A 19,813-nucleotide genomic window follows, 5' to 3' on the forward strand; every position below is an offset into this window, starting at 1 on the left:
AGAACATGCGCATTTCTACAGCACAGTATTACGCGACCACGGCTGCGAACTATCAGCGCAACCTCAGCAACGTGATGAAGACTGCCGAGCAGGCCAGCAGTGGCATCAAGCTTGAGACTGCGGCGGATGATCCAGTCGGTGCGGCCCGCTTGCTGCAACTCGAACAGCAAAAATCGATGCTTGGCCAGTACACCAACAACATCAACGTGTTGAACACGGCACAGGCGCAAGAAGAAAGCGTACTGGACAGCATCAATACCGTGCTGCAAAAGGTCAGCGAGCTGGCGGTGCGTGCGGGCGGAGCATCGTTGAACGATGACGACCGCAAATCCATCGGAGCGGAAGTTGCTCAGGCTGAAGAGCAATTGCTGAATTTGATGAACAGCAAAGATGCCAACGGCAACTACATTTTCTCCGGTGCCAGCAACACGACTCAACCCTTTGTGCGCAACAGTGATGGCACCTACAGCTATCAAGGTGATCAGACACAGCTGGAGTTGAAAATCGGCGATTCGATGTCGCTAGGCCTCAACGATACCGGTTGGGATGTCTTCCAGCAGGCGATCAATGCAGCCCGCAGCTCGACTACCATGACAGCGCCAGCCGTGGATGACGGGCGAGTGTCCGTGTCTTCCGGCCTGGTTAACTCCGGTCCGGCGTTTGATTCGGGTTTCCGCGATGGACAGCCTTACACGCTCTCGTTCACCAGCAGTACAGCGTTTGTGATCAAGGATACCTTGGGGAATGACGTGACTGCCGAAGCGAGCGGCGGGGGGGCGTTCGATCCGAACAACAAGGACGGTTCCGACATCAGTTTTCGTGGTGTGACCTTTGCGCTGGACATCACCTTTCAGGCGAGTGACACGCCCGCCAATGCGGATGCTGTGATCGCGGGTCACAGTTTCCAGTTAGCGGCCAAACCGGATAGTTTTGTCAGTAACCGTGCTCCGGGTAACACGTCGACGGCAGTGATCAGTCAAACATCGGTGACCAACGCCGTCGATTACAAGAGCTTTTTTCCAGAGGGCGGGGCGATCCTGAAGTTCACTGCACCCGGGACCTTCGAGCTGTACGCCCGTCCACTGACCAGCAGCAGTACCCCGGTCACCAGCGGAACCGTGGTGGCTGGCGTAGCAACGGCGGCTGGCGTCAGCTTTACCCTGGGTGGAGCACCGTCGGTGCCGGCCGCAGGCGACCAGTTCGATATTTCGGTCAATACCCACCAGACGCAGAACGTACTCGACACGATCAGTCAATTACGCCAAGCGCTGGAGATTCCTACAGCAGGCAATCCGGCGGCACAGCGCAATCTGGGTAGCGTCATCGCTTCGTCGATTGCCAATCTGGGCAATGCCAAGAACCAGGTTGACCTGGCGCGTGGTGCCATCGGCGCCCGGGGCAATGTAATGGACATGCAGCGTGATTCGATCCAAAGCACCGACTTGATCAATACCTCATCGCAGTCATCGATCAGGGAGGCCGATCCAGCCGAAGTGCTGACCCGTCTGACCTTGCAGCAGACCATGCTGCAGGCCGCGCAACTGGCATTTGCGAAAGTCTCCCAACTGAGCCTGTTCAACAAACTTTAAGTCAGTCTTGACCGATCAAAGCCAGCCCCTGTAATCGGGGACTGGCTTTTTTTTGCATTTTTTTCAGGGGTGTGCGAAGCAGTGCAGGGCGCGATCCGGACCACAAAATCAAATAAAGCAGCGATCTCTGAGTGACCCGTCAGTCAAAACGCGCATCTTCACTGTATCCTGTCTGCGGGCGGTGAAGGTGGCGGGGCTGTCCAAGGTGTTTGTTTGAGCCCCGACGTTGCCTCTTCTGGGGGCCAGACCCTGACTGTAGACGCCCTCGATTCAGCGAGCGGCGATGTTCAGCTGTTTATTATTGGGAAGCCATAATGATTGGCATAAAAAATATAGCGAGTTACGTGCCGGCAGCCGGGATTGATAATTACGCCCAGGGTGCAAAGTTCGACAAGGATGAAACCTTCATCCTTGGCAAGATCGGTTCGGCATTTCTGCCGCGCATGGGTGCCGATCAGGAAACATCCGATCTGTGTGTCGAGGCCGCCAAAGCGCTGTTCGCCGCCAGTCCCGAGCTCAAGCGTGAAGCCATTGACTGCCTGATCGTTGTCACCCAGAACGGTGATGAAGAAGGGTTGCCGCACACCGCTGCAATCGTTCAGGACAAGCTGGGTTTGCCGACCCATGTTGCCGCGTTCGATATTTCCCTGGGCTGTTCGGGTTACGTCTACGGCATCTATGCGATCAAAGGCTTCATGGAAGCGGCAGGGCTGAAAAACGGCCTGCTGATCACTGCCGACCCGTATTCGAAGATCGTTGACCCGGAAGACCGCAACACCACCATGCTGTTCGGCGATGCCGCCACTGCGACCTGGATGGGTGAAAACGCGGTCTGGCAGCTGGGTAAATCGAAGTTCGGCACCGACGGTTCCGGCGCACCACACTTGAAGGTCAGCGACGGCGTGTTCTTCATGAATGGCCGCCAGGTGTTCAACTTTGCCTTGTTGAAAGTCCCGGCGCATTTGCATGAACTGCTGGATGAGTCGAATTTGCAGGCCAGCGACATCGATGCCTTCTGCATCCACCAGGGCAGCGCGGCCATCGTCGATGCCGTGGCGCGCCGCTTCGAAGAGGGTGAGCCTGAGAAGTTCATCAAGGACATGCTCGAAACCGGCAACACGGTTTCGTCGAGTATTCCGCTGCTGTTGCAGAACCACGTGTTCGATTCCAAGTGGACGCGCGTGGCCATCAGCGGCTTCGGCGTAGGCCTGTCATGGGGCTCGGCAATTCTCTATCGCGGTTGATCGACTGAATCGACGCAAAAAAACGCCCGGACATTTAAACGTCCGGGCGTTTTGCGTTTTACTGGCGCCGACTTTCTGGCTCTAAAGCCTTGAATATAAAGGGCTGGCACGCTGCCACTAAAAAATTCGAAAAAACCGCTCAAGCAAACGGGTCCCACGACGATAACTATTACGTAGGTTCTCTAGGCCACACCAGGCGGTTGCCAGGGCCGGAAGCCGCAGTATCCATCCAACGAGGATTTCGTCATGGCTTTAACCGTAAACACCAACATCGCTTCCATCAGCACCCAGGGTAACCTGAACAAAGCCGGCGGCGCCCTGGCTACCTCCATGCAGCGCCTGTCTTCCGGCCTGCGTATCAATAGCGCCAAAGACGACGCTGCTGGCCTGCAAATCGCTAACCGCCTGACCAGTCAGATCAACGGCCTGGGTCAAGCGGTCAAGAACGTGAACGATGGTATCTCCATCGCGCAAACAGCTGAAGGCGCGATGCAGGCCTCGACCGACATCCTGCAAAAAATGCGTACCCTGGCTCTGTCTTCGGCTACCGGCTCCCTGAGCGCTGACGACCGTAAGTCGAACAACGACGAATACCAGGCTCTGACTGCTGAACTGACCCGTATCTCCCAAACCACCACTTTCGGTGGCCAGAAGCTGCTGGACGGTTCGTACGGTACCAAGGCTATCCAGGTCGGCGCCAACGCCAACGAAACCATCAACCTGAGTCTGGAAAACGTAGCAGCCAGCAACATTGGTTCGCAGCAGATCAAAAGTAAGGCAATCGCACCGAGCGCTGCTGGCTTGGCTGGCGGCAACATCACCGTTACTGGTAACGGCCAAACCAAGACTGTTGCATATGCTGCTGCTGCTTCGGCGAAGGACATTGCCACTGGTCTGAACGGTGCAATTGGTGGTCTGACTGCTACTGCCAGCACTGAAGTCAAGCTGGAAGTGGGCGCCGCTACACCGGCGAACTTCAAGCTGGCAGTGGGCAGCAGCGGTACTGTTGACTTCGTCGGTGTCACCGATCTGGCAGGCCTGGCAGACCAACTGAAATCCAACGCAGCCAAGCTCGGTATCAGCGTTAACTATGACGAAGTGAACAAAAGCCTTTCGGTAAAATCCGATTCCGGCGAAAACCTGACTTTCTCGGGCGCTGACGCTAACGCGATTGCAAACATCAAAGTTGGTGCAAAAGATGGCAGCGGCGCATTCGCTACCCCGACAGCACTGGTTGGTGCAGTGACTGTTGTTACCGGTCAAGTTTCCCTCGACTCCGCCAAAGGCTACTCGCTGAGCGACACCGCTACCGGCGTCTCGGATGTGTTCACTGGTGCGACTGTTTCGTCGACCAAGAAAACCATCGCTCAGACAGACGTGACCGATGCTACCAAAGCCCAAAACGCGCTGGCTGTGATCGACAAGGCCATCGGTACCATCGACGGCGTGCGTTCGGGTCTGGGTGCTACCCAAAACCGTCTGACCACCACTGCTGACAACCTGCAGAACATCCAGAAGAACTCCACCGCTGCTCGTTCTACCGTGCAGGACGTGGACTTCGCTGCTGAAACTGCAGAGCTGACCAAGCAACAAACCCTGCAATCGGCTTCGACCGCCATCCTGTCGCAAGCTAACCAACTGCCATCCGCTGTACTGAAGCTGCTTCAGTAATACCAGCGCTTGGTGAGTGACAGAGGGGCGCGTTTACGTGCCCTTTTGTCTTTTTCGTGATGAGGAGATTGGACATGGATATGAGTGTCAAGTTGAACCAGTCTTATTCGGTTGCAGCCCCGCAAAATCCTCCTGTGCAGGCGGATCCGGTCAGCCGACCCAAGGTTGAGGCAGTCGCGAAAACGGCGACAGAGCCCAAGCGTGATGAGCTGGAAAAGGCTGTTACCGATATTCGCGAGTTCGTGCAGGCGAGCCAGCGCAAACTGGATTTTTCCATAGATGATTCCACCGGCCGGGTCGTGGTCAAGGTTATCGCCACCGAGAGCGGTGACGTGATTCGGCAGATCCCTTCGGAAACCGCATTGAAACTGGCACAAAGCCTGAGTCAAGCCAGCAGCCTGCTGTTTGACGACAAGGTCTGAGCTGGCATGAATTTTGTTGCTGTTCGCGTTTGAGGCGCACTTCGCCAAGAAAGCGGCAGCCACTGTATAAGGAGAAAGACGATGGCGGGTTCAACGGTTAGCGGTGTCGGTTCGAACATCGATACCCAGGCGATTGTTAAGTCTCTGGTTGACGCTGAAAAAGTGCCCAAGCAGACGCAGATCAACACTCAGACGTTGAAAGCAACCACCACGCTGTCGTCGATCGGCAAGATCCAGGCGGCGCTTGATGCCTTCCGTGGCGCTTTGGCCAGCATGGGCACCGATAACAGTTTTCGCGGCATGATCACTTCATCCTCGGATGAAAAGGTCGCCACCATGACGGCGGGCAATGGAGCCTCTACCGGCAGTTTTGCCCTGGTGGTGACTCAGTTGGCCAGCGCTTCGAAACTGTCGACCAGCACTTTCGCTGGCGGCGCCTCTTCAGTCGTCAACAGCGGTTCGACGCCGAAAACCCTGACGATTACCCAATCTGGTAAAGATTATGATTTGAGTATTCCTGGGGGCGCGACGCTGCAGCAGGTGCGCGACTCGATCAATACGCAATTCTCTACATCCGGGTTGAGCGCCAACATCCTGACTGACTCGACGGGCTCGCGGTTGGTGTTGACCTCCACAACCATGGGCATTGGCTCTGATCTGACCTTGTCGGGTGACTCTGGTCTCGATCTTGGTGCAACGGTTATCGATGAGCCAAAAAATGCCAAGTACAGCATCGACGGCATTGAGATGCAGTCCAAGAGCAACACGATTGCTGAAGCTGTCAGCGGTGTGAGTATCAAGTTGTTGTCGGTTTCGCCAACGGCCGCCAGCGCCACAAAGCCGACTCCAACAACCATTTCTGTGGCTACCAGCAATTCGGCCTTGAAGTCTGGTGTCAAAGGTTTTGTCGATACCTACAATGCTTTGGTGAAGGCAATCAGTGCAGAGACCAAAGTCACGATAGGGGCAGATGGTAATCCAATTGCTGGCGCGTTGACCGGCGATTCCTCGATGCGCACCCTGATGAGTTCGTTGCGCAATGAATTGAACTCGATGTCTGGTGCAGGCACGTTCAAATCCATTGCTCAATTTGGTATCAGTACGGATTCGAGCACTGGCCTGTTGGTCATCGATGACAAGAAGTGGGACAAGGCGGTCACCACCAATGCGGCGGACATCACCAGTATTTTCAACGGTGGCAACGGTTTGCTCGCGCGCATGACCACTGCCACGGACGGTTATGCAAAAGCCACCACTGGTACTCTGGCTGAGCGCTCGAAAACACTGACCGAAAGCCTGACCGATCTGAAGAAGCAGCAGGACACTCTGGATGAGCGCATGACGCTCCTGCAGGCCAGTCTCTCGGCCAAATACAACGCCATGGACTCCCTTGTAGCAAAGCTGCGCGCCCAGAGCGACAGCATCATGACAACGCTCAATGCCCTGAATAATCAGAAAGACGACTGATCGTTGCGGTCATGAAAAACCCAGGCAGACTGTCGTGACGGTGCCTGGGTTTTTTCTTTGATGGCGAGCCTGCGTTAAAGTTATGCGTCACTCAGTCGACATAAAGATTAGAGCAGTCCCTTTTTCAGTTGTTGTCTGTCACGAGGTAGAAACATGAACCCCATGAGAGCCCTTCGCCAATATCAGAAGGTCAATTCCCATGCCCAGATCTCTGAAGCGAGCCCTCATCGCCTGGTGCAGATGCTGATGGAAGGTGGACTGGATCGCATGGCCCAGGCCAAGGGTGCACTTGAGCGCGGTGATATCGCCCTCAAAGGATTGATGCTGGGTAAGGCGACAGACATCCTCATCGGGCTTCGTGACGGCCTGAACCCGCAGAAGACCGAAGACCCTGCCGCCATCGAACAGCTCGACAGTCTGTACGCCTACATGACCAACCGGTTGATGGACGCTAACACCAGTAATGACGCAGCAATCATCGACGAAGTATCGGGGTTGCTCGAAACCCTTAAAAGCGGCTGGGATGCAATCGGCACCCCACAGGCCTGACGGCCGAGGATGACGTCATGAGTCAAGCACTCCAACGGATCGAACAAACCCGTGAAGCCTTGGTCGACGCCCTGGCAGCGCGCAATTGGGACGCCATCGGTGAACTGGATGCGGCCTGTCGGGAATGCGTTGATGAGGTGCTCAGCGAAGCGCCGGTTGATGAAGACGCTGTGCGCAGCAATCTGGAGGGGTTGTTGGCGGTGTACAAGGATTTATTGACGGCGACGATGGGTGAGCGTCAGGCGATAGTCGATGAGATGTCGCAGATCAACCAAGCGAAGAGCGCGGCAAAGGTTTACCATCTGTTTGGTTAAATAATCCCCGGTTAATCCAAACAAGCGCGCCATAAATTTGACTGTGCACGGTTTTTTGACTTAACTAGTGGCTGGTTCCAGATTTCAGTCGTCTTCAGGCATATCAGGCCTGCAAGCGTTTAGCTTGCCCCAGCATTTTGGGCATTGAGTTGACTAGGGAAGTTGCTATTGCATGTGGCGTGAAACCAAAATTCTGCTGATTGATGACGATAGCGTCCGCCGCCGCGACCTGGCGGTGATTTTAAATTTTCTTGGTGAAGAAAATTTACCCTGCGGCAGCCATGACTGGCAGCAGGCTGTCGGCTCTTTGTCATCAAGTCGTGAAGTCATCTGTGTCCTTATCGGGACGGTTAACGCTCCTGGTGCACTTCCGGGCCTGTTAAAGACACTCGCAACCTGGGATGAGTTCCTTCCGGTTTTGTTAATGGGCGATAATTCTTCCATTGACTTGCCTGAGGACCAGCGTCGCCGTGTGCTTTCGACCCTCGAAATGCCACCCAGCTACAGCAAACTGCTCGATTCGCTGCACCGTGCCCAGGTCTATCGCGAGATGTACGACCAGGCCCGTGAGCGCGGTCGTCACCGTGAACCCAATCTGTTCCGTAGTCTTGTCGGCACCAGCCGGGCGATTCAGCACGTCCGTCAGATGATGCAGCAAGTCGCGGATACCGACGCCAGCGTGCTGATCCTCGGTGAGTCCGGGACTGGCAAGGAAGTGGTTGCGCGTAACCTGCACTACCACTCCAAGCGCCGCGAAGCGCCGTTTGTGCCGGTCAACTGCGGGGCGATTCCGGCAGAGCTGCTGGAAAGCGAATTGTTCGGTCACGAGAAGGGCGCGTTCACCGGAGCGATCACCAGCCGTGCCGGGCGTTTTGAGCTGGCCAATGGCGGCACCCTGTTCCTCGATGAAATCGGCGACATGCCGCTGCCGATGCAGGTCAAGCTGCTGCGCGTGTTGCAGGAGCGCACCTTCGAGCGCGTGGGCAGCAACAAGACCCAGAGCGTCGATGTGCGCATCATCGCGGCCACCCACAAGAATCTCGAAAGCATGATCGAGATCGGCTCCTTCCGCGAAGACTTGTACTACCGCCTGAACGTGTTCCCGATCGAGATGGCGCCGCTGCGTGAGCGCGTCGAAGACATTCCGCTGCTGATGAACGAATTGATCTCGCGCATGGAGCACGAGAAGCGCGGTTCGATCCGTTTCAACTCCGCCGCCATCATGTCGCTGTGCCGACATGGCTGGCCGGGCAACGTCCGCGAACTGGCCAACCTGGTGGAGCGCATGGCGATCATGCATCCGTATGGCGTCATCGGCGTGGTCGAGTTGCCGAAGAAATTCCGCTACGTCGACGATGAAGACGAGCAGATGGTCGACAGCCTGCGCAGCGATCTGGAAGAGCGCGTGGCCATCAACGGTCATACTCAGGACTTCGCCGCCAGCGCCCTGTTGCCGCCGGAAGGTCTGGACCTCAAGGATTATCTTGGCGGGCTGGAGCAAGGGCTGATTCAGCAGGCGCTCGATGATGCCAATGGCATCGTGGCGCGTGCGGCTGAGCGGCTGCGTATCCGGCGCACCACGCTGGTGGAGAAGATGCGCAAGTACGGCATGAGCCGTCGTGATGGGGATGAACAGGCGGATGATTGACGCCTGTTTTTCAACTCATTCATTTTCAAGCGGTTTTTTTTAGGCACGGGTATTGCTAAGTCCCTCGCAACGTTCCGTTTAACTGACGGTCAGCCAAGCGAGAAAACACAATGCCCCAAGCCGCCCAGATGTCTCCTGTTCCTGTTGCCTTGGGGCAATCGTCGTCCGTAGAGCAGGCGAGCCGGCTGGGTCTTGAGCAGACCTTGACGCTGTTCAATCAGATGTCGAGCCAATTGACCGATTCCTACAGCATGCTTGAAGCCCGGGTCACCGAGCTCAAGGGTGAGTTGGCGGTGGTCAGCGCTCAGCGCATGCAGGAGCTGGCCGAAAAAGAACGCCTGGCCAATCGTCTGCAAAACCTTCTTGATCTGTTGCCGGGCGGCATCATTGTCATTGATGCCCAGGGCATCGTGCGCGAAGCGAATCCGGCGGCGTGCGAGTTGCTTGGTCTGCCGCTCGAAGGCGAGTTGTGGCGCCATGTCATCGCCCGCTGCTTTGCGCCGCGCAAAGACGATGGCCATGAAGTCTCTCTCAAGGATGGTCGGCGCCTGTCGATCGCCACGCGTTCGCTGGATGCCGAGCCCGGTCAGTTGGTGCTGATCAACGACCTGACCGAAACCCGTCACCTGCAAGATCAACTGGCCCGCCACGAACGACTGTCTTCCCTCGGCCGCATGGTCGCTTCCCTAGCTCACCAGATTCGCACCCCGTTGTCGGCGGCGCTGCTGTACGCCAGCCATCTGACCGAGCAGGCGTTGCCGGTCGCGACCCAGCAGCGTTTTGCCGGGCGCCTCAAGGAGCGCTTGCACGAGTTGGAGCATCAGGTGCGCGACATGTTGGTGTTCGCTCGCGGTGAACTGCCGCTGACTGACCGCGTGACGCCGGGCCAGTTGATGCAATCGCTGCAGGCCGCAGCGTTGACGCATGTGCAGGATTTGCCGATTCGCTGGCAGTGCGACAGCCATGTTGGGGAGTTGCTGTGCAATCGCGACACCCTGGTCGGAGCGATCCTCAACCTGATCGAAAACGCCATTCAGGCCAGCGCCGGCGATTTACGCCTGAAAGTCCATCTCTATACCCGCGACAGCCACCTGCGCTTGTGTGTCAGTGACAGCGGCAGCGGTATCGACGACGCCGTGCTGGCGCGATTGGGTGAGCCATTTTTCACCACTAAACCCACTGGCACGGGCCTTGGCCTGACCGTGGTCAAAGCCGTGGCGCGTGCGCATCAAGGGGAATTGCAGCTGCGTTCGCGACTCGGTCGCGGTACGTGTGCGCAAGTGATTCTGCCGTTGTTCATCGGCACTCAGGGAGCGGAGTGACAAGCATGTCCATCAAGGTTTTATTGGTCGAGGACGACCGCGCCTTGCGCGAAGCGCTGGCGGATACGCTGCTGCTCGGGGGGCACGATTACAAGGCCGTGTGCTCGGCGGAAGAGGCGCTGACTGCGGTGGGGAGCGAGGCTTTCAGCCTGGTGCTCAGCGACGTCAACATGCCGGGCATGGACGGGCATCAATTGCTTGGCTTGCTGCGGGCGCGCCAGCCGCAACTGCCGGTGTTGTTGATGACGGCGCACGGTGCGGTGGAGCGCGCAGTCGATGCGATGCGTCAGGGGGCGGCGGATTATCTGGTCAAGCCGTTCGAGCCCAAGGCGTTGCTCGATCTGGTGAAGCGTCACGCCTTGGGCAGTCTGGGTCCGGCCGACAGTGACGGCCCGATCGCATTCGAACCGGCCAGCGCCCAGCTGCTGGAGCTGGCAGGACGAGTGGCGCGCAGCGATTCCACGGTGCTGATTTCCGGTGAGTCGGGAACCGGCAAGGAAGTGCTGGCGCGTTACATTCATCAGCATTCCCATCGCGCTGACCAGCCGTTTGTGGCGATCAACTGCGCCGCAATTCCGGACAACATGCTCGAAGCCACATTGTTTGGCCACGAAAAGGGTTCTTTCACGGGCGCCATCGCCGCCCAGGCGGGCAAGTTCGAGCAGGCGGAAGGCGGCACGCTGCTGCTCGATGAAATTTCCGAGATGCCCCTGGGGCTTCAGGCCAAGCTGTTGCGGGTGCTTCAGGAGCGTGAAGTTGAAAGGGTGGGGGCGCGCAAGCCGATCAGCCTGGATATCCGTGTGGTTGCGACGACCAATCGCGATTTGGCGGCAGAGGTCGCGGCCGGTCGCTTCCGCGAAGACCTGTTCTATCGTCTCTCGGTATTTCCGTTGGCCTGGCGCCCGTTGCGTGAGCGCACCACCGACATCCTGCCGCTGGCCGAGCGCCTGCTGGCCAAACACGTCAATAAAATGAAGCATGCACCCGCGCGCCTGTCGCCCGAGGCCCAGGCGTGCCTGATCGGCTATCCGTGGCCGGGGAACGTGCGGGAGCTGGACAACGCGATCCAGCGTGCACTGATTCTTCAACAGGGCGGATTGATTCAGCCGCAGGATTTCTGTCTGGTCGGAGCGGTGGCCTGCGCCCCGTTACCGGTCGCGTCATCGGCCCCCGTTCACATCGCAGAGAGCGAGTCCGAGTCGGCCGGCGCCCTGGGTGATGATCTGCGTCGTCGTGAATTCCAGATGATCATCGATACCCTGCGCGCTGAGCGTGGCCGGCGCAAAGAAGCGGCTGAACGCCTGGGGATCAGCCCGCGAACCCTGCGCTACAAGCTGGCGCAAATGCGCGATGCCGGCATGGATGTGGAAGCGTACTTGTTCGCAACCTGAAGGACTGGCGAAGAACCATATAGGCCACAGCACGATCCTGGGGGCGCTGGTTTGCCGGCGAATCGATGGTGGTCGTGACGCCGTCTTCGCTGGCAAGCCAGCTCCTGCAAGGGAGCGAGATGTCTGGAAAGGGCTTTTGTTAAATGAGGCGATGGAGCTGGCACCCTTGTTGCTAACACCTCAATGCCCGACGAGTGAGTGTCAAAAAAATGCGGGTCGCCCAAGAGAGTAGATCATGAGCCAAGGTATTGAATTTAATCGGTTGATGCTGGATATGCGCGCCATGCAAATGGATGCCATGTCTGCGCCGAAATCGACTGCCGCTGTCCCCGAACTGAATGGCAGCAGCTTTTCCGACATGCTCGGTCAGGCCGTCAATAAAGTGAACGACACCCAGCAGGCGTCTACTCAATTGGCCAGTGCGTTCGAAATCGGCAAAAGTGGCGTCGACCTGACGGACGTGATGATTTCCTCGCAGAAGGCCAGCGTGTCTTTCCAGGCGTTGACCCAAGTGCGTAACAAGCTGGTTCAGGCCTATCAAGACATCATGCAGATGCCTGTTTAAAGGACGAGATTGAGTCATGGCAGAAGCAGTCGCCGATAACGTTCCGGCCAAGACCACCCCGATTGACGGCAAACCGCCGCTGTTCGGGTTGTCTTTCCTGGAAAACCTCTCCGAGATGACCATGTTGCGTCAGGTAGGCCTGTTGGTCGGCCTGGCAGCGAGCGTGGCGATTGGCTTTGCCGTGGTGCTGTGGTCACAGCAACCGGACTACCGGCCTCTGTACGGCAGCCTTGCCGGTATGGACGCCAAGCAGGTCATGGATACCCTGGCCGCCGCCGACATTCCCTACACCGTAGAACCAAACTCCGGCGCGTTACTGGTCAAGGCTGAAGACCTCTCCCGGGCGCGGCTCAAGCTCGCGGGCGCTGGTGTCACTCCCAGCGATGGCAACATCGGTTTTGAAATCCTCGACAAAGAGCAGGGCTTGGGGACCAGCCAGTTCATGGAAGCGACCCGCTATCGTCGCGGCCTCGAAGGTGAACTGGCGCGCACTATTTCCAGCCTGAACAACGTCAAGGGTGCCCGTGTGCACCTGGCGATCCCGAAGAGTTCGGTGTTCGTGCGCGACGAGCGCAAGCCAAGTGCTTCGGTGCTGGTTGAGCTGTACTCCGGTCGTTCGCTGGAGCCTGGGCAAGTCGTGGCGATCATCAATCTGGTGGCGACCAGCGTCCCGGAACTCAGCAAGTCGCAGATCACCGTTGTCGACCAGAAGGGCAACCTGCTCTCCGATCAGGCGGAAAACTCCGAACTGACCATGGCCGGCAAGCAATTCGATTACAGCCGCCGCATGGAAAGCATGCTCACCCAGCGTGTGCACAACATTCTGCAACCGGTGCTGGGCAATGACCGCTACAAAGCCGAAGTCTCGGCCGACGTGGATTTCAGTGCCGTCGAGTCGACCTCCGAGCAGTTCAACCCGGATCAGCCGGCGTTGCGCAGCGAGCAGTCGGTCAACGAGCAGCGCACCGCCAGCAACGGCCCGCAGGGCATTCCCGGTGCCTTGAGCAACCAGCCACCGTCGCCAGCCTCTGCGCCGCAAACCACCGGTGGCGCCACGGCGTCGGCGGGCATGGTGCAGCCAGGTCAGCCGCTGATCGATGCCAACGGTCAGCAAATCATGGACCCGGCCACCGGCCAGCCGATGCTCGCGCCGTACCCGGCGGACAAGCGTCAACAATCGACCAAGAACTTCGAGCTCGACCGTTCCATCAGCCACACCAAGCAACAGCAGGGTCGTTTGAATCGCCTGTCGGTGTCGGTCGTGGTCGACGATCAGGTCATGATCAACCCGGCCAACGGTGAAACCACCCGCGCGCCATGGACCGCCGATCAATTGGCGCGCTTCACGCGTCTGGTTCAGGATGCGGTCGGTTTCGATGCCAGCCGTGGCGACAGTGTCAGCGTGATCAACATGCCGTTCTCCGCCGAGCGCGGTGAAGCGATTGCCGAAATTCCGTTCTATTCCCAGCCGTGGTTCTGGGACATCGTCAAGCAAGTGCTGGGTGTCCTGTTCATCCTGGTATTGGTGTTCGGCGTGTTGCGTCCGGTGCTCAACAACATCACCGGTGGCGGCAAAGACAAACACCTGACCGGTATCGGCAGTGATGTCGAGCTGGGTGGCATGGGCGGTCTGGATGGCGAACTGGCCAACGACCGCGTCAGCCTCGGCGGACCGCAGAGCATTCTGCTGCCGAGCCCGAGCGAAGGCTATGACGCTCAGTTGAACGCAATCAAGAGCCTGGTGGCCGAAGATCCGGGTCGCGTGGCCCAGGTCGTGAAAGAGTGGATTAACGCAGATGAGTGATAACCGAGCCGCGACCGTCAAACTCAACAAGGTCGACAAAGCCGCGATCCTGTTGCTGTCCTTGGGCTCTACCGACGCTGCCCAGGTGTTGCGCCACATGGGGCCCAAAGAGGTTCAGCGTGTGGGCGTGGCCATGGCGCAGATGGGCAATGTGCATCGCGAACAGGTCGAGCAGGTGATGAGCGAGTTCGTCGACATCGTCGGCGACCAGACCAGCCTGGGCGTCGGCTCCGACGACTACGTGCGCAAGATGCTCACCCAGGCCCTGGGCGAAGACAAGGCCAACGGCCTGATCGACCGCATCCTGCTCGGCGGCAACACCAGCGGCCTTGACAGCCTGAAATGGATGGAGCCGCGCGCGGTTGCCGACGTGATCCGTTTCGAACACCCGCAGATCCAGGCGATCGTGGTGGCATACCTCGATCCGGACCAGGCCGGTGAAGTGCTGGGCAACTTCGACCACAAAGTGCGGCTGGATATCATTCTGCGGGTTTCCTCGCTGAACACCGTGCAGCCAGCGGCGCTGAAAGAACTCAACCAGATTCTCGAGAAGCAGTTCTCCGGCAACTCGAACGCCTCGCGCACCACCTTGGGCGGTATCAAGCGTGCGGCGGACATCATGAACTTCCTCGACAGCTCAATCGAAGGCCAGCTCATGGACTCGATCCGCGAAGTCGACGAAGACCTGTCCGGTCAGATCGAAGACCTCATGTTCGTGTTCAACAACCTGGCCGATGTCGACGACCGCGGCATTCAGGCGTTGCTGCGCGAGGTGTCTTCGGACGTGCTGGTGCTGGCCCTCAAAGGGTCGGACGAAGGCGTCAAGGAAAAGATCTTCAAGAACATGTCCAAACGTGCCGCCGAACTGTTGCGCGACGACCTGGAAGCCAAGGGCCCGGTGCGCGTCAGCGACGTCGAAACCGCGCAGAAGGAAATCCTCACTATTGCCCGCCGTATGGCCGAAGCCGGAGAAATCGTGCTCGGTGGCAAGGGCGGCGAGGAAATGATCTAACCCCATGGCCAAGCATGATGACGCGCCTACCGACCTGATCCGGGCGGGAGATGTCAGTGGTTTTGATACCTGGGCATTGCCCAGTTTCGATCCGCCACCCCCCGAGCCGGAACCGGAGCCCGAACCCGAGCCGCCGGAAATGGAGGAAGTGCCGCTGGAGGAAGTCCAGCCACTGACCCTCGAAGAACTCGAAAGCATTCGCCAGGAAGCCTACAACGAAGGCTTCGCCGTGGGCGAGAAGGAAGGCTTTCACAGCACCACGCTCAAGGTCCGCCAGGAAGCCGAAGTGGCCCTGACCGCGAAGGTCGCGGCGCTGGAGCAGTTGATGACGCATCTGTTCGAGCCCATCGCCGAGCAGGATACGCAGATTGAGAAGTCCCTGGTTGATCTCGTGCAGCACATCACCAAACAAGTGATTCAGCGCGAACTGGCCATCGACTCGACGCAGATCGAACACGTCATGCGCGAGGCGCTCAAGCTGTTGCCGCTGGGCGTCGGCAATGTGCGCTTGTACATCAATCCCCAGGATTTCGAACAGGTCAAAGCCTTGCGCGAGCGCCATGAAGAAACCTGGCGCATCGTCGAGGACGAGTCGCTGTTGGCGGGCGGTTGCCGGGTCGAGACGGAGCACAGTCGCATCGACGCGACGGTCGAAACCCGCGTCGCACGGGTGATGGACAAGCTGTTCGACCAATTGCACGAGCAAGCGCTGCACCCGGCGGCACCTGACGTGAGCCTGGAATTGCCCGTCGAGAGCAAACCCGCGGTCGCGCCAGAGCCGGACATTGCCGATGCGCCTTGATCGCACCAGTTTCGCCAAACGCCTGGGCAGTTACGCCGAGGCGACGGAACTGGCCGGTGCTCCCATTCTTGAAGGCCGCCTGCTGCGCATGGTCGGCCTGACCCTCGAAGCCGAAGGCCTGCGCGCCGCCATGGGCAGCCGCTGCATGGTCATCAACGATGACAGTTATCACCCGGTGCAGGTTGAAGCTGAAGTCATGGGCTTCTCCGGCAGCAAAGTCTTTTTGATGCCCGTCGGCAGCGTTGCCGGCATCGCCCCCGGCGCCCGCGTGGTGCCTCTGTCTGACACCGGTCGACTGCCCATGGGCATGAGCATGCTCGGGCGTGTGCTTGACGGTGCCGGTCGTGCGCTGGACGGCAAGGGCGGGATGAAGGCCGAAGACTGGGTGCCGATGGACGGCCCGACCATCAACCCGCTCAAGCGCGAACCGATCAGCGAACCGCTGGATGTGGGCATTCGTTGCATCAACGGCATGCTGACGGTCGGTCGCGGTCAGCGGCTCGGGCTGTTCGCCGGTACCGGTGTCGGTAAATCCGTACTGTTGGGCATGATGACCCGGTTCACCGAGGCCGACATCATCGTCGTCGGACTCATCGGCGAGCGGGGTCGTGAAGTTAAAGAGTTCATCGAGCACATCCTCGGTGAAGAAGGGCTCAAGCGTTCAGTGGTGGTGGCGTCCCCGGCGGACGATGCGCCATTGATGCGTCTGCGCGCCGCGATGTATTGCACGCGAATCGCCGAATACTTTCGCGACAAGGGCAAGAATGTCCTGTTGCTCATGGATTCCCTGACCCGTTTCGCCCAGGCCCAGCGGGAAATCGCGTTGGCCATTGGCGAGCCGCCCGCGACCAAGGGCTATCCGCCGTCGGTTTTCGCCAAGTTGCCGAAACTGGTGGAGCGAGCGGGCAACGCGGAGAAGGGCGGTGGTTCGATCACTGCGTTCTATACCGTGCTGTCCGAAGGCGATGACCAGCAGGACCCGATTGCCGACTCGGCGCGAGGCGTGCTCGACGGGCACATCGTGCTGTCCCGTCGACTCGCAGAAGAGGGGCATTACCCTGCCATCGATATCGAAGCGTCCATCAGTCGGGTGATGCCGGCGGTGGTGTCTCCGGAGCACATGGTGCGTGCGCAGTATTTCAAGCAATTGTGGTCGCGTTATCAACAGAGTCGCGACCTGATCAGCGTCGGTGCCTATGTCGCCGGCGGCGATCGCGAGACCGATCTGGCAATTTCCCTGCAGCCGCAATTGGTCAAATACCTGCGCCAGGGGCTCAACGACAGCATCAGCCTGGGCGAAAGTGAGGCTTACCTCGCCTCGATCTTCGCGCCTGCGGCTGGCGGTTAACCGGGCATGGCGCAGACTCGGGCAGGGCGTCTGGCTCCCGTCGTGGAAATGGCGGAAAAAGTCGAGAAAACCGCGGTCCAGCGTTTGGGGCATTTTCAGGGTCAGGTGCGGCTGGCGGAAAGCAAGCTCGCCGACCTCGAAGCCTTTCGTCTGGACTACCAGGAACAATGGATCGTACGCGGTAGCAGCGGCGTTTCCGGTCAATGGTTGCTGGGCTATCAAGGGTTCCTCGCGCAACTGGGCACGGCCATTGACCAGCAGCGGCAAAGCCTTGCCTGGCATCAAAACAATCTGAACAAGGCGCGGGAAACCTGGCAGCAGGCGTTCGCAAGAGTCGAAGGTTTGCGCAAACTGGTTCAGCGTTATACCGATGAGGCGCGAGCGCTGGAAGACCGGCGTGAACAGAAGTTGCTGGACGAATTGTCCCAACGCTTGCCGCGCGAGAATCCGTATTGAGTCAGTGGGGCCGCGTTATCGTTCATCGCGGGCAAGCCACGCTCCACAGGTTTTGCGTCGTTCGCGTGGGCGCGTGGCTTGCCCGCGATGGCGATTTCAGGGCCGCTGCAATGTTCATTCTTGCTCCAACCTCTACCCAATGCTAAACCTTGTACAAGCAGGTTCCTCAATGACAAGGAAGCCATGACATGCCAGTCGTTACTGAAATCTCCCCGGACGGGAAAAAGCTGACGATATCGATCAAGGGGCGATTCGATTTCGCCAAGCATCAGGAATTTCGCGAGTCTTACGAAAAAAACCACCTTTCAGCCATTGTGGTCGACCTCAAAGAGGCCACCTACCTCGACAGCTCCGCATTGGGCATGCTGCTCTTGCTGCGTGATCACGCCGGCGGCGAAAGCGCTGATATCCGAGTGGTCAACAGCAGCTCGGATGTGCGAAAAATCCTCGCCATCTCTAACTTCGACAAACTGTTCGACATCAGTTGAACACCGTGCAGCCGCTTGAGTTGCTGACGATCCTGATCGCCGAGGACAGCGCTGCTGATCGCATGCTGTTGGCGAGCATTTTGCGTCGTCAGGGGCATGCGGTACTGACAGCGGCCAACGGTGCGGAGGCGGTCGATGTTTTCCGCGAACTTCGGCCGCATTTGGTGCTGATGGACGCGATGATGCCGGTGATGGACGGCTTCGAGGCGGCCCGGCAGATCAAGGCGTTGTCCGGGGAAAACCTGGTGCCGATCATCTTCCTCACGTCGTTGTCCGAGAACGAAGCCCTGGCCCGCTGCCTGGAGGTGGGGGGCGACGACTTTCTGGCGAAACCCTATAACCAGGTCATCCTCGCTGCCAAGATCAAGGCGATGGATCGTCTGCGACGGTTGCAGGCCACCGTGCTGCAGCAGCGTGACCAGATCGCCAGACACCATGAATACCTGCTCAACGAGCAACGCGTAGCCAAAGCCGTTTTCGACAAGGTCGCGCACTCCGGTTGCCTGAATGCCGCTCCCAATATCCGCTATTTGCAGTCGCCTTATGCGCTGTTCAACGGTGACCTGTTGCTGGCCGCGTACACCCCGGCGGGCGACATGCATGTGCTGCTCGGCGATTTCACCGGCCACGGTTTGCCCGCCGCCGTGGGTGCCATGCCCCTGGCCGAAGTCTTTTACGGCATGACCGCCAAGGGGTATGGGGTGTCGGAAACCCTGCGCGAGATGAATGCCAAGCTCAAACGCATCCTGCCCGTGGACATGTTCTGTTGCGCGATCTTGCTGTGCCTGAGTTTTCAGCGGCGCTCGGTGGAGGTCTGGAACGGCGGCATGCCGGACGGATACCTGCATCACATTGCCGACGGTGAACGCGAGCCCCTGGCGGCGCGGCATCTGCCACTTGGCGTGCTGAGTCCGGAGTCGTTCGATGACCGCACCGAGGTGCACCCCATGGCCATCGGGGACCAGGTTTTCCTGCTATCCGACGGAGTAGTCGACACCTGTAATGCCGATGACCAACTGTTTGGCGTGGAGCGATTGCAGCAGGTGTTCGCGGCCAATCGGCAACCTGATGCCGTGTTCGAAGAGATCAAGCAGGCACTGCGGGATTTTGGCGGTGAGTCCCGCGATGATGTCAGCATGGTCGAGATCAGTCTGTTGGAGCCGGCGCAGATCAGCCCGCCAGCGTTGATGTATTCCGACAGTGGCCAGTCCTGTCCGCTGGATTGGTCGGTCAGCTTCGAGTTTCGCGCCGCAACGCTCAAACGCTTCAATCCGTTGCCCTATCTGTTGCAATTGCTGCTGGAAGTGCATGGCCTGCGCGCTCAGAGCGGGGCGCTGTACAGTGTGCTGGCGGAGTTGTACTCCAATGCACTGGAACATGGCGTGCTGGGCCTGGATTCAAGTCTCAAGCGCAACGCCTCCGGTTTTGCACGCTATTATCAACAGCGCAGTGTCCGCCTCGAGGCGCTCGAGGACGGCTATATCCGGGTGAATTTGCAGGTAGAACCGAGAGACGAGGGTGGTTGCCTGACCATTCACGTCGAGGACAGCGGCAAAGGTTTTGATGTGGTGCGAGTGATGGAGAGACCCTTGGATGACGTCCGTCTGTCGGGACGTGGGATCAGTCTGATCCGTCAGTTGGGCCGAAACGCTCAATGGACCGACAATGGTCGAAGTGCCCGCGTGGAGTTTTTCTGGAAGGCTCTGGCATAATCCTCGAAT

General features: G+C 58.7%; 18 protein-coding genes. All 18 read left to right on the forward strand.

The window, feature by feature from the left end; translation table 11 throughout:
- Positions 1-5 precede the first annotated feature (5 nt).
- The 18 genes from QYH43_RS11115 to QYH43_RS11200 all read left to right on the forward strand — a co-directional run bounded on the left by QYH43_RS11115 (position 6) and on the right by QYH43_RS11200 (position 19,804).
- On the forward strand, positions 6-1,589 hold the full coding sequence (locus QYH43_RS11115) for a flagellar hook-associated protein 3 (protein ID WP_095059005.1): 1,584 nt from the start codon (positions 6-8) through the stop codon (positions 1,587-1,589).
- A 314-nt stretch (positions 1,590-1,903) separates the two neighbouring features.
- Positions 1,904-2,833: a ketoacyl-ACP synthase III gene (locus tag QYH43_RS11120; RefSeq protein ID WP_095059006.1), complete on the forward strand. Its 930-nt coding sequence runs from the start codon at positions 1,904-1,906 to the stop codon at positions 2,831-2,833.
- A 246-nt stretch (positions 2,834-3,079) separates the two neighbouring features.
- A complete protein-coding gene (locus QYH43_RS11125) occupies positions 3,080-4,504 on the forward strand; it encodes a flagellin (RefSeq protein WP_301157050.1) in 1,425 nt (474 codons plus the stop codon).
- 74 nt (positions 4,505-4,578) lie between these two features.
- On the forward strand, positions 4,579-4,926 hold the full coding sequence (locus QYH43_RS11130; protein WP_301157051.1) for a flagellar protein FlaG: 348 nt from the start codon (positions 4,579-4,581) through the stop codon (positions 4,924-4,926).
- 81 nt (positions 4,927-5,007) lie between these two features.
- Positions 5,008-6,393: a flagellar filament capping protein FliD gene (gene fliD, locus QYH43_RS11135; RefSeq protein WP_301157052.1), complete on the forward strand. Its 1,386-nt coding sequence runs from the start codon at positions 5,008-5,010 to the stop codon at positions 6,391-6,393.
- A 153-nt stretch (positions 6,394-6,546) separates the two neighbouring features.
- Complete coding sequence (fliS, locus tag QYH43_RS11140; protein ID WP_095059010.1) at positions 6,547-6,942, forward strand: flagellar export chaperone FliS; 396 nt, start codon at positions 6,547-6,549, stop codon at positions 6,940-6,942.
- Between the two features lie 17 nt (positions 6,943-6,959).
- Positions 6,960-7,256: a flagellar protein FliT gene (gene fliT, locus QYH43_RS11145; protein WP_095152129.1), complete on the forward strand. Its 297-nt coding sequence runs from the start codon at positions 6,960-6,962 to the stop codon at positions 7,254-7,256.
- Between the two features lie 172 nt (positions 7,257-7,428).
- A complete protein-coding gene (locus tag QYH43_RS11150) occupies positions 7,429-8,904 on the forward strand; it encodes a sigma-54 dependent transcriptional regulator (RefSeq protein WP_095059012.1) in 1,476 nt (491 codons plus the stop codon).
- A 128-nt stretch (positions 8,905-9,032) separates the two neighbouring features.
- The gene (locus QYH43_RS11155; RefSeq protein WP_301157108.1) at positions 9,033-10,226 is read left to right on the forward strand and encodes an ATP-binding protein; all 1,194 of its coding nucleotides are present in this window, start codon (positions 9,033-9,035) and stop codon (positions 10,224-10,226) included.
- Positions 10,227-10,231: 5 nt separating this feature from the next.
- On the forward strand, positions 10,232-11,617 hold the full coding sequence (locus QYH43_RS11160) for a sigma-54 dependent transcriptional regulator (RefSeq protein ID WP_301157053.1): 1,386 nt from the start codon (positions 10,232-10,234) through the stop codon (positions 11,615-11,617).
- A gap of 235 nt (positions 11,618-11,852) precedes the next feature.
- Positions 11,853-12,182, forward strand: a complete 330-nt coding sequence (fliE, locus tag QYH43_RS11165) for a flagellar hook-basal body complex protein FliE (protein ID WP_034146274.1) — start codon at positions 11,853-11,855, stop codon at positions 12,180-12,182.
- Between the two features lie 16 nt (positions 12,183-12,198).
- A complete protein-coding gene (fliF, locus tag QYH43_RS11170) occupies positions 12,199-13,986 on the forward strand; it encodes a flagellar basal-body MS-ring/collar protein FliF (RefSeq protein ID WP_301157054.1) in 1,788 nt (595 codons plus the stop codon).
- Positions 13,979-14,998 (forward strand): flagellar motor switch protein FliG, encoded by a 1,020-nt coding sequence (gene fliG, locus QYH43_RS11175; RefSeq protein ID WP_301157055.1) that lies wholly within the window; start codon positions 13,979-13,981, stop codon positions 14,996-14,998. The genes fliF and fliG overlap by 8 nt, the downstream gene beginning before the upstream one ends.
- A gap of 4 nt (positions 14,999-15,002) precedes the next feature.
- The gene (gene fliH, locus QYH43_RS11180) at positions 15,003-15,800 is read left to right on the forward strand and encodes a flagellar assembly protein FliH (RefSeq protein ID WP_095059017.1); all 798 of its coding nucleotides are present in this window, start codon (positions 15,003-15,005) and stop codon (positions 15,798-15,800) included.
- Positions 15,790-17,148 (forward strand): flagellar protein export ATPase FliI, encoded by a 1,359-nt coding sequence (gene fliI / locus QYH43_RS11185; protein ID WP_095059018.1) that lies wholly within the window; start codon positions 15,790-15,792, stop codon positions 17,146-17,148. Before fliH ends, fliI begins: the two co-directional genes overlap by 11 nt.
- Positions 17,149-17,154: 6 nt before the next feature.
- Positions 17,155-17,604, forward strand: a complete 450-nt coding sequence (gene fliJ, locus QYH43_RS11190) for a flagellar export protein FliJ (RefSeq protein WP_095059019.1) — start codon at positions 17,155-17,157, stop codon at positions 17,602-17,604.
- Between the two features lie 188 nt (positions 17,605-17,792).
- Positions 17,793-18,092: an STAS domain-containing protein gene (locus QYH43_RS11195; protein WP_095059020.1), complete on the forward strand. Its 300-nt coding sequence runs from the start codon at positions 17,793-17,795 to the stop codon at positions 18,090-18,092.
- Positions 18,093-18,097: 5 nt separating this feature from the next.
- Positions 18,098-19,804, forward strand: coding sequence for a fused response regulator/phosphatase (locus QYH43_RS11200; protein ID WP_301157109.1), 1,707 nt, complete (start codon positions 18,098-18,100; stop codon positions 19,802-19,804).
- Positions 19,805-19,813 lie beyond the last annotated feature (9 nt).

The organism is Pseudomonas sp. C32, assembly GCF_030417915.1.
GTDB lineage: Bacteria > Pseudomonadota > Gammaproteobacteria > Pseudomonadales > Pseudomonadaceae > Aquipseudomonas.